General features: G+C 36.2%; 12 protein-coding genes and 1 tRNA gene. 7 read left to right on the top strand and 6 right to left on the bottom strand.

Annotated elements, in window-relative coordinates; translation table 11 throughout:
* The first annotated feature begins 209 nt into the window (after positions 1–209).
* Both CVS84_RS06600 and CVS84_RS06605 read left to right on the top strand, forming a co-directional pair.
* Positions 210–656: a Panacea domain-containing protein gene (locus tag CVS84_RS06600; RefSeq protein ID WP_107691635.1), complete on the top strand. Its 447-nt coding sequence runs from the start codon at positions 210–212 to the stop codon at positions 654–656.
* The gene (locus tag CVS84_RS06605) at positions 653–1,558 is read left to right on the top strand and encodes a coiled-coil domain-containing protein (RefSeq protein ID WP_107691636.1); all 906 of its coding nucleotides are present in this window, start codon (positions 653–655) and stop codon (positions 1,556–1,558) included. The genes CVS84_RS06600 and CVS84_RS06605 overlap by 4 nt, the downstream gene beginning before the upstream one ends.
* Before the next feature lie 125 nt (positions 1,559–1,683).
* On the opposite strand, the gene CVS84_RS06610 is transcribed toward CVS84_RS06605, so the two are convergent.
* From CVS84_RS06610 to CVS84_RS06625, 4 genes are all read right to left on the bottom strand, one after another.
* Positions 1,684–1,771 (bottom strand) — tRNA-Ser (locus CVS84_RS06610).
* A 44-nt stretch (positions 1,772–1,815) separates the two neighbouring features.
* A complete protein-coding gene (locus tag CVS84_RS06615; protein ID WP_107691637.1) occupies positions 1,816–2,298 on the bottom strand; it encodes a GNAT family N-acetyltransferase in 483 nt (160 codons plus the stop codon).
* Between the two features lie 2 nt (positions 2,299–2,300).
* Positions 2,301–3,104 carry a M48 family metallopeptidase gene (locus CVS84_RS06620; protein WP_107691638.1) on the bottom strand — a complete coding sequence of 268 codons (804 nt, stop codon included), beginning with the start codon at positions 3,102–3,104 and terminating at the stop codon, positions 2,301–2,303.
* A gap of 321 nt (positions 3,105–3,425) precedes the next feature.
* On the bottom strand, positions 3,426–4,394 hold the full coding sequence (locus tag CVS84_RS06625; RefSeq protein ID WP_103582375.1) for a putative transporter: 969 nt from the start codon (positions 4,392–4,394) through the stop codon (positions 3,426–3,428).
* Between the two features lie 108 nt (positions 4,395–4,502).
* On the opposite strand from CVS84_RS06625, the gene CVS84_RS06630 reads away from it, so the two are divergent.
* Complete coding sequence (locus CVS84_RS06630; RefSeq protein WP_107691639.1) at positions 4,503–4,949, top strand: DUF411 domain-containing protein; 447 nt, start codon at positions 4,503–4,505, stop codon at positions 4,947–4,949.
* 43 nt (positions 4,950–4,992) lie between these two features.
* Here CVS84_RS06630 and CVS84_RS06635 read toward each other — a convergent pair whose 3' ends face one another.
* The gene (locus tag CVS84_RS06635; RefSeq protein WP_107691640.1) at positions 4,993–6,306 is read right to left on the bottom strand and encodes a sodium-dependent transporter; all 1,314 of its coding nucleotides are present in this window, start codon (positions 6,304–6,306) and stop codon (positions 4,993–4,995) included.
* Positions 6,307–6,507: 201 nt separating this feature from the next.
* Here CVS84_RS06635 and CVS84_RS06640 point away from each other — a divergent pair, with 201 nt between their 5' ends.
* The 3 genes from CVS84_RS06640 (at position 6,508) to CVS84_RS06650 (ending at position 9,477) form a co-directional block, all read left to right on the top strand.
* Positions 6,508–7,818, top strand: a complete 1,311-nt coding sequence (locus CVS84_RS06640) for a hemolysin family protein (RefSeq protein WP_223154647.1) — start codon at positions 6,508–6,510, stop codon at positions 7,816–7,818.
* A 243-nt stretch (positions 7,819–8,061) separates the two neighbouring features.
* Positions 8,062–8,907 carry a fumarate hydratase gene (locus CVS84_RS06645; RefSeq protein ID WP_107691641.1) on the top strand — a complete coding sequence of 282 codons (846 nt, stop codon included), beginning with the start codon at positions 8,062–8,064 and terminating at the stop codon, positions 8,905–8,907.
* A 9-nt stretch (positions 8,908–8,916) separates the two neighbouring features.
* Positions 8,917–9,477, top strand: a complete 561-nt coding sequence (locus tag CVS84_RS06650) for a Fe-S-containing hydro-lyase (protein WP_084109801.1) — start codon at positions 8,917–8,919, stop codon at positions 9,475–9,477.
* Positions 9,478–9,509: 32 nt separating this feature from the next.
* On the opposite strand, the gene CVS84_RS06655 is transcribed toward CVS84_RS06650, so the two are convergent.
* A complete protein-coding gene (locus CVS84_RS06655) occupies positions 9,510–9,983 on the bottom strand; it encodes a hypothetical protein (RefSeq protein ID WP_021091958.1) in 474 nt (157 codons plus the stop codon).
* A gap of 96 nt (positions 9,984–10,079) precedes the next feature.
* Between CVS84_RS06655 and CVS84_RS06660 the strand changes: the two genes are divergently transcribed.
* Positions 10,080–10,454 (top strand): RidA family protein, encoded by a 375-nt coding sequence (locus CVS84_RS06660; protein WP_107691642.1) that lies wholly within the window; start codon positions 10,080–10,082, stop codon positions 10,452–10,454.
* Positions 10,455–10,842: the final 388 nt, after the last annotated feature.

The following is a 10,842-nucleotide window of genomic DNA, read 5'->3' on the forward strand; positions in this document are numbered from 1 at the left end:
TATTAAATTTAGGAGATTTTAGCACTTTAGGTTTAAAATATTTGTCTGTTTAGTTTTACTTATTTTAAAAATTTAATATATTTTTGACTTTTTTTTGATAATATACAAATAAATTAATTCATATTTTTACCACTATAATTATTTTAGACATTTAAAAGTCTTAAAGTTCTTTATATAATTCAATTAATTTTTATCTAAAGGAGCAAAAAATGAAAGCGATGGATGTGGCAGCACATGTAATTAATAGGTGCATTGAAACAGGGCGTCCTATAACAAATTTAAAGCTCCAAAAAATACTATATTTCTTGGATATGACTTTCCTTGTTCAGACCGAGGAAAGACTAATAGATGATAATTTTGAAGCTTGGCAATATGGTCCAGTTATTCCGGCAGTTTATAAAAATTTTTCCATGTTGGCAGCTAGCCCAATAATAATTAAGCAGGAATTCCAAGAAAATTTCCCTGATGACTATCTAGATAGGTTAAATAATAAAATAGATAGTCTTGCTGATACCCCAGCGTGGGATTTGGTAGAAAAGAGCCATAAAAAGGATACGCCGTGGTATAAAACTTTTTATAATAAAAGTTGCAACAAGGAAATATCAAGAGAATTAATGAATGATTTTGCTAAAGAAATAAAAAATAATAAAAAATGAAACTAAATGATCCATATAGCTGGGAAGGGAAATTAGACCCCAGTATTAATAGAGATAGTGACAATAAGTTATACGAGATATTAAATAATTTATGTCGTACAGAAGAAGCACCAAACGACAATCTTGTAAGTGAATTAAGAGAAATATATAAAGATAATTTTAGACATAGCTACTCATCTATTAATGCTTCTTTGATAAGTATATCGAAGGGCGATATAACCAAGATAACTATAATTGCGAATAAGCTATTAGAGATTTATAAAGAGGTAGAAAAGAGTTTAAAAGCAAGTGACAAAAATGAAGAAGAATTTTTAAGGCATTTGTTCAAATTATATGATCATATAAATTTAGAGGCAGTTCAACTTCAATTTATGACAAGCACAAGCGAGCAAATAAGAAAAACAGAAAGCAATATTCAAAATACTGAGAATAAAATAAACGAACAATCCGAGGAAGTAAACAAAACAAAAGAAAGCATTCAAATAACAAAAAATGAAATAGAACAAGTAAAGAATGTTATAGAGAAAACACAGGCAAATTATATTGCTATTTTAGGTATATTTGCTTCTATTATAATAGCTTTTGTTGCAAATATGTCTTTCTCTGCTTCTGTTTTGCAAAATATAGACAAGCCCAATACTCTCAAACTTGTAGCAATTATATGTTTCTTAGGTATTTTTATAGTCAATATATTAAATTTGCTTTTTAACTTTATTAGAGAAATACATTTTGGTAAAAGAGAAAATAATGGATGTTGCTCAAAACTTTGGCTTTTTAATGTAATTATAATTTTTATTGCTACAATGTGCCTTATTAAGTCTTTAGAGTACGATAAAAAGTATTCACCAAAAAAAGATAATAACTCTACTATTAATTTTAATATCACCGCTCCTCGCTCTTAAAACATTAGCAATTGTATTATTTTAATTCATATTGTAAATAATAGAATAGAAATGGTATCAATTATATTTTAAAATTGGTTAGTAAAGGTTGATGTTTATAAAAGATTATAATTGCTTATAAATAATGGCGGGCAGAGAGAGATTCGAACTCTCGGTGAGTTGCCCCACACACGCGTTCCAGGCGTGCTCCTTAAACCGCTCGGACATCTACCCATGAAGAAGTGGAATTATATCTTTATTTGCTTAATGCTTGGCTTTTAGAGCTTTAGTCCCAAGATAACGACATCTTTGTGCTCGCCATCCATCAGGCAAACGCCAGGCAGTTCGCCCCATTTTTCAAAGCCAAATTTCAAAAACAGCCCAAGGCTTGCTTTGTTTTTGCTAAAGATTAGTGCGATGATGTTTTTTAAATTTAGCTCTCTAGCTTCATTTAGGCTGTGGGCTAAAAGCTGTTTGCCGATGCCCCATTTAAGAGCCTTTTTAGCGACATAGATGCTTATCTCTACGCTTATATCGTAAGCGATTTTTGGATTAAAGTCACTCAGTGAGCAGTAGCCTAAAATTTCATCATTTTCTTTGTAGATAAAGATAGGGCGCGAGCTGCCGTGGGCGTTAAACCAAGGCTCTCGCTCCTTTGTGCTAACTGGCTGCATATCAGCAGTCGCACTTCTATCTAAAATGTAGTCATTGTAAATTTGCGTGATTGCTTCAAGGTCGCTTAAATTTGCTCGCTCGATCAAGCCTAGCTTCTTTTAGCTACTTGATAGATCGGCTCAAGCTTTGCTGCGATCTCTTTTAGATCTTTTATCCTACTCTCGTTTGATGGGTGTGTGCTTAAAATTTCAGGCACCTTTCCGCCACTCATCTTGCTCATTTTTACCCAGACTTCGACCGCTTCTTTTGGATCGTATCCAGCTCTTGCCATTAGCTCAGTACCGATGTGATCAGCCTCGGTCTCATGCGAGCGAGAAAACGGCAGAGATATGGTGTATTCGCTAGCTAAATTTAAAGCATTAGCTCCAAGATCGCCAAGGCCAGTAGCTGTAGCTATTGCAAAGATACCTATGCTTTTCATCTGATCAGCACTTGCTTGCTCTCTGCTGTGCTCCCTAAGAGCGTGTGCGATCTCGTGCCCCATGACTGCAGCTAGCTGTGCATCTGTTAAATTTAGCCTTTTTATGATGCCACTATAAACGACTATCCTGCCACCTGGCATACACCAAGCATTTAGCGTATCCTCGTTAATGACATTTACTTGCCACTTCCATTTTAGAGCATCATCTCTAAAAACACCAGTTTGAGCGATGAGTCTTTTAGCGATATCTTGAACTCTTTTTGTAAGGATCGGATCGACGTTTAGCTCGCCTTTACTTCTAGCAGCTGTTAGCGTCTTGACATAGGCTTGGGCTGAGCTTTGCTCCATAGCTTCTGATGAGACTAGCATAAATTGCTTACGATCAGCACCAACAACGCCTGCTTTTGTAACGCTTGAGCAGCCAGTGAAGAGCAAACTGGACACTAATAAAGTAAGTATAAAATTTTTCATTTTTATCCTTTTTGGACTAAAATTTCGCGTATTATAGCCTGAGTCGGATATGCATTGTTAAACGAGGGGATAAATTTAATTTTTGTGATATCAAAAATAGTAATTTGCTTTTTTGCAAATTTTAAAATCTTACTCACTCGCCTTAACAGACTGCTAAATTTAGGTCTCGTAGCTACTCGCCACTAAATTTAGAGCCGTGATATGCCAGCTCTAATTTTAAAATTTGCCTGACACTTGCCTGATGATAAAGTGTATTCAGTGTGCTGCTTGGTTTATGACCGCATAAATCAAAATTTAGATGCTATATCTTAAATTTAACCCTTACGCCTTATAGTTTATATTTCTCTCAAATTCTCTCAAACGTTTATTTACGGATCTTAACTCTGTTATCGTCGTCCAGTTGTCGATAAAGACGCTAAAACTCTCTCTAACTTGAGAAAAAGCGTTGCTAGCTTGTATAAGCACACCAAGCGTTATAACGCCGCTAAATAGACCATTTCCCATGATGACATAAGGTACGATGACAAGAATTTGTGAAAAAGAGATGAGCCAAAGGTTAAAGTAGCCGTAGTGCAAAAATAGTTTGTAATAATTTAACTTTACGCCTGTAAAAAGCTCTAGCATGACATTTGGCTGGCAAAATTTAGACTTATCATCTTCGCCGTAAACTAGCTCTTTTCTAAACGCCGCTTCTGCTTTTTGGTTGTTATACTCGATATGCGGGAGTTTAATGCCCACAAACCACGAAATAATTAAGCCACCGATGCTAATTATTAAAGCGATATAAACAAGCGAGCCTTCGATATCTTTGATATAAGGCAAACTCACGCTCTTACTTAGCTCCCAAAGTACTGGTATAAAGGCAATTAGCGTCATGATCGCCCTTAAAACCTGCACACCAAGGCTTTCCATTATTTTGGCAAAGCGGTAGACGTCTTCTTGGATACGCTGCGAACTGCCTTCGATGTCACTTTTGCAGTTTTGCCAAAATTTTAGATATCTAAACGTCATCGCCTCTCTCCAGCGAAAGACCCAGTGGCTAGCAAAAAACGAGATCACAGTGTAAGTCACGACGTAAGGCATAGCGATTTTTATAAAGTTAAAAATTTCTCGCCAAAACTCACTTACATCATGATCTTTTGAGTTTTGCACGATGTCGTAGAAATTTTTATACCACTCGTTTATACGGACATTTAGGTGCGTTTGATAGACAAGAAGCAAGATGATAAATATCGCTCCGCCATAAGCCCAGAGTGCCCATTTTTTATCTTTAAAAAATGATGAAAACATAAAGTGCCTTTTATAAATTTTGGCGAATTATAGCAAGCAATATTAAGCATTTATATAAAATTTAAATGTGAGCTATATCATTTTTCAAATTTTACGTAAAGGAAAATGATGAAAAAATTAGCATTTTTGGCTCTTGGCTTTTTTGCAACATTTGTATTTGCGGCTGATATGAAGGTCTATAAAAGCCCAACTTGTGGATGTTGTACTAGCTGGGGTGAGGCGATGCAGAAGGCTGGATTTAGCGAAGAGGTCATAAAAGTAGATGATATAGCAAAAGTTAAGAAAGAATTTAACGTGCCGCTAGAGCTTTCAAGCTGCCATACAGCAATCATCGATGGATATATCATAGAAGGTCATGTCCCAGCCGATGAGGTAAAGCGCCTACTAGAGCTTAAGCCAAAAGATGTAGTTGGTATCGCAGTACCTGGCATGCCGATGGAGAGCCAAGGTATGGAGCAAGGCAGTAAAGCTGAGCAATACGATGTTATTTTATTTAAAAAAGATGGCTCACAAGAAATTTTTGCCACTTACATCGGCACAAAAAAACTAAGATAACTTCAAAAATTTTTAAATTTAGCTCATTTTTGGCGAGCTAAATTTAAAAAGAAATTCCCTTACTTACGGCTATGATACAAAGTAAAAATGTTAGCGGAACGTAGATAAATTTGCCTACAAAATACCAGAAATTACCATAAGATTTATTTGCTCCAGAATTTATCTCGTCTAAAATTTCATCTTTTTTAATAATCCAGAACCAAGAAATAGCTCCGATTACCGCGCCGATTGGAATAATATAGATCGACACAAAGTCCATCCAAGGCCCCCAACTGCTAATAGGCTCCATAAATGCTCCTATGCCAAAGCAAACTGCACAAAGTAGCGTGAGTGTCCAAAATCTACTAAGGAGCGGAAATTTATGCATTAGTGACTCGGCGACTACTTCAAACATATTTTGAAGCGAGGTGATGCCACCAAAGATAACAGCTGTAAATAAAATAATGGCAAAAATTTGTCCGCCGATCATATTTTGTAAAATTTTAGGAAGCGTTACAAAAAGTAGTTTTGGACCTTCGGCTGGATCCATAGCATAGGCAAAGACTGCTGGGATCATAACAAGAGCGGCCACAAGAGCTGCGATAGTATCAAAAAAAGCCGTAGTTTTAGCACTTTCAACGATATCTTCATCTTTTGAAAGGTAAGCTCCATAAACTATCATGCCAGATCCTGTGATGGAGAGCGAGAAAAAGGCTTGACCCATCGCAGAAACCCATACCATCGGGTCCGCAAGCTTACTAAAGTCAGGGATAAAAAGGAATTTATACCCATCAAACGCATTTGGTAGCATTGCGACATTTATAGCCAGAATGCTAAACAATACGAAAAATAGTGGCATCATTATTTGATTTGTTTTTTCGATACTTTTTGCCCCAAAAAATAGTGTAAGAAGCGTGCCAACAACGATAATAAAATGATAAGGCAAGACTGAGTAATCTTGAAGTGCAAATGAGTTAAACCAAACGTTCGTATCAACGCTCATAAATGAGCCAGTAAGTGCCTGAGTAAGGGCTTTTAGCACGTAGGCGATGATGACTGCGTAGCCGATGGCTATACAAAGTGAACCAGCAAGTGGAAGCCAACCAATAATACTACCAAATACGCCTAATTTTCTACTTTGCCAAGCATATTTATATGATCCAAGCGTACCAGTTTTTGCACGTCTGCCAATCGCATACTCCGCACTTAGACCAACGTATGAAAAAAGAGCTATGAAAAAAACATAGATGAGTAAAAACGCTGCACCGCCATTTGTGCCAAGTTTATAAGGAAAGCCCCAGACATTTGCCATGCCAACTGCTGATCCAACACAGGCCAATATAAATGCCCAGCGCGATGAAAAATTCTTTTTGCTCATTGTAAAATCCATAAATTTAGTGATGAAAATAATGTTATCAAAATATGATTTAAGAACTTTTTATAAATCTTAAATTTAAGAAATGTTGTTACTTTTGGGCGTGGATAATTTGACCGCTAAATATAAATTCGCTATAATCAGGCAAAAATTTTTAACTCTTAAGGATCATAATTGAACCCCAGTAGCGATAATTCGCTTTTAATGGTAATACTTGCCATTGTATTCATTTTACTAAATGCCTTTTTTGTTTTATCAGAATTTTCTCTTGTTAAAGTTCGTAAGTCTAGACTTGAAGAACTTATCAAAGAAAAAAAACCAAACGCTCAGCTTGCCTTTGAGATGTCAAACAAGCTTGATACTTATCTTAGTGCTACTCAGCTTGGTATCACACTAAGCTCACTTGCTCTTGGTTGGATCGGTGAGCCAGCAGTTGCAAGACTTATAGAAGCACCGCTTAAAAATTTCTTCAACTTTAGTGATATCTTAGTTCATACGGTTGGTTTTGCGATCGCATTTACGCTTATTACGTTACTTCACGTTGTAATGGGTGAGCTTGTGCCAAAGTCAGTTGCTATCGCAAAGGCCGAGACTTCAGTGTTAAAAATCGCTCGTCCACTTCACTTTTTCTGGGTGCTATTTTCGCCTGTAATTAAGCTTTTTGATATTTTAGCGACCATTGGACTTAAAATTTTAGGTATCCAGCCAGCTAAAGAGAATGAGCTAGCTCACTCTGAAGAAGAGATAAAAATCATCGTTGGTGAGAGCTTAAAGGGCGGCGTGCTTGATAGCTTTGAGACTGAGATCATTAAAAATGCAGTTGATTTTAGTGACACAGTCGCAAAAGAGATCATGACGCCAAGGCGTGATATGATCTGTATAAATAAACAAAAGAGTTTTGAAGAGAATTTGCAAGTCGTATTTGAGTCAAAATACACTCGCTTTCCTTATATAGACGGCTCAAAAGATATTATTTTGGGCATGATACACATTAGAGATATTTTGCAGCTCCACTTTAGCAAAGATAAAGAGAAGAGTTTTGACTCAATTGTTCGTAAATTTGTCATAGTGCCTGAGAGCCTTTCTATTTCAAAAGTGCTTGTAATGATGAATAAAGAGCAAATTTCAGCTGCACTTGTAGTCGATGAGTATGGCGGTACAGCCGGACTTCTTACGATGGAAGATATCATGGAAGAGGTGCTTGGTGATTTTAATGACGAGCACGATGAAGTTGATCAGCACTATAAAAAGATAAATGACAATATTTATGAATTTCAAGGCAGATATGATCTAGAGAGCGTAGAAGAGGTTCTTGGTATAAGCTTTGATGAAGAGACAGATCAAGTAACGATCGGTGGATATGTCTTCAACTTAATCGGTCGTTTGCCAGTAGTTGGGGACAAGATCGAGGATGAAAACTGCTACTACGAAGTAAGAAAGATGGATGGAGCCAGTATCTCACGTGTAAAAGTTAGAAAAAAGATAAAAAATGAAGAGGAGAGCATTCAGTCTTAAATTTATATATTTATGGCTTAAATAAGCCATGTTATGTAAATTTCTATCAATATTGTGATGCTATAGACTCAATTTTACCATTGCTTATCTCATTAAATTTTTGTTTCAGACAAGTATTCTAGTTGTAGTCAAACAAAATAAACTCATATAAATTTTTTCGAGTAGATATACAGCAGTAAAATTTAATCTTAAATTTTAAATATAGTTAATATAATTAAAAATTGTTTTTTACGAGGAGTAAAGATGAGAATAATAAATGTAAAAGATATAAGAGAAGTCGTTGCCAAGCTTTGCAAACAGGCCTGTTATGTTGTGACGCCAGATTTAAAGGCTGCTTTTACAAAGGCTCAAAGTAATGAAAGCTCGTCACTAGGCAAAGACATTTTGGGCAAAATTTTACAAAATGCTAAGCTTGCGGAAGAGGGCGTTGCGCCTATCTGCCAAGACACCGGTATGACGGTTGTTTTCGTGCAGATCGGCCAAGATGTGCATATTGAGGGTGGATATATTGAAGATGCGATAAATGAGGGCATTGCGGAAGGCTACATTGAGGGCTACCTAAGAAAGTCAGTTGTTGCTGAGCCACTTTTTGAGAGAAAAAATACCACAAATAACACTCCAGCTGTCATCCACACTAGAATCGTGCCAGGAGATAAGCTAAAGATAAAAGTAGCTCCAAAAGGTTTTGGTAGTGAGAATAAATCAGTTTTAAAAATGCTTGTACCAGCTGATGGCATAGAAGGTGTAAAAAAAGTCTTTTTAGAGGCCGTAAAATACGCTGGACCAAATGCCTGTCCTCCATTAACAATAGGCGTTGGCATAGGCGGTACGATGGATAAGGCAGCACTTTTGGCAAAAGAAGCGGCGGTTCGTTCGGTCGATAGTAAAAATTCTGATCCAAGATATGCCAAATTAGAAGATGAGCTACTAGAGCTTGCTTGCAAAACTGGTGTTGGTCCTCAAGGACTTGGTGGTGACACCACTGCTGTTAAAGTAAATGTCGAGTGGTATCCAACCCACATAGCAGGTCTTCCTGTTGCTATAAACATCAACTGTCACGCTGCACGCCACGCAGATGCCGAGCTTTAAGGAGAGAAAATGTCAGAAGTAAAAAGAATAACAGCACCATTTGATAAAGAGGTGGTAAAAAGCCTAAAAGCAGGCGACAATGTCCTAATATCAGGCACTATCATAGCAGCTCGTGACGCTGCACATAAGGCACTTACTGAAACATTGGCACGCGGCGAAAAACTACCAGTTGAACTAAAGGGTGAGACTATCTACTACGTCGGACCAACTCCAGCTAAGCCAAATCAAGCTATCGGCGCAGCAGGCCCAACAACAAGTGGTAGAATGGATAAATACACCCCAACTATGATAAATGAAGTTGGTATAAATGGTATGATCGGTAAAGGCTACAGGAGTGACGCAGTAGTCGAAGCTATGAAAAAATCATGCTGTGTTTATATGGTTGCTATCGGTGGTATCGGAGCGCTCATTAGCCAAAGTATCAAAAAATATGAAGTGCTAGCTTATCCAGAACTAGGACCAGAGGCAGTTGCTAGGCTTACAGTTGAGGATTTCCCAGCAATAGTTGCCATTGACTGCGAGGGCAATAACTTCTACGAAGTTGGCCAAGCTCCTTACAAAAAGATATAAATTTATCCCGCTAGCAAGCTAGCTAGCGGACTTTAATAATATCCAAGACACATCGTTTCAGTTAATTTTATGCGTTTTTCAAATGGAGCAGGTGAGAAAAATTTACACTTTTCAATGTAAATTCTATAAGAATAGCTAAGATTAAAATCATCATAAAATTTCTTCAAGTCTATAAATTTGATGCCGCAAATCTCATGAAATTTAAAGAGCTCGTAGATCTTAGAGCCATTTTTTGCTACAAGATGAGAAGGAGCAAGCGAGGTAAAAGAACAAAATACGCCTGTTGGAATAAGGCCATTTAAAGGCGTACAGGTTTTTATAGTGTTTTGAAATTTGACTGGAATGCTATTTTTTCTAAGAAAAACTATTCTTGAGTTTTCAAATTTAGCACTTATGACGTTTTTCCAAAAAAGATAAGCATTTGATGAGATGCCAGCATTTTTAGCCAACTCAGCACCGAGCACATAATCATCTAAAAACTCATTTGGTGCGAGTATATTTTGCATCTTCATCCTTTTGAAATTTTGTCCATTATAGCTTTTAGAGACTAAAAATTTAGAAAATTTATAGTAGGATTTTAAAAAATTTCAAAAGGAGAAAATATGAAAAAACAAATCTCAACAAAAAATGCTCCACAAGCGATTGGGCCATATTCTCAAGCTATTAGCTCAAATGGATTTTTATTTATCTCAGGTCAGCTTGGTGTCACACCAGCGGGTGAGTTTGCAAGTAGTAGCGTAGAAGCTCAAGCTGAGCAATCTCTTGAAAATTTAAAAAATATCTTGGCTGAGGCAGGGCTTACTTTTGATAATGCTGTAAAGACCACAATATTTCTAGCAGATATGGGAGATTTTGCTAAAGTAAATACTGTGTATGCTAAATTTTTTAAAGAGCCTTATCCTACTAGAAGTACAGTAGCCGTTAAGACTTTGCCAAAAGATGCACTTGTGGAAATAGAGCTTATCGCGGCTTATTAATAGATATTGTGTAAAATTTATATAATCTAATGTTTAATATAATGGAGAGCAAAAACTCTCCAAATTTATATTTCAAAAACTAAACCCTTAAACCTATAATAAAAATACATACTTTAAAATTTTTAAGCGCCTAACAATTTTTTCTAAAATTCCCTAAATATTTCAACTATCTTTAAGTATTGCTCGTATATAATTCCAGCTCACGAAACGAGAAACCACCTTTAACTTCATTGGTTAATAAAGCCTTTTCTTTTTATCGTTGTTCTTTTAACTTACAATTGTTAAACTATTAGTCAATCTTTGAAATCTAAACAAGTGATCGATTGAGCCAGTCTATTATTTTATAATTTATAATAGATTAGACAAATTAATAAATAAAACTAAAAGT

The sequence above is a fragment of the Campylobacter concisus genome (assembly GCF_003048575.1).
GTDB classification, from domain to species: domain Bacteria; phylum Campylobacterota; class Campylobacteria; order Campylobacterales; family Campylobacteraceae; genus Campylobacter_A; species Campylobacter_A concisus_U.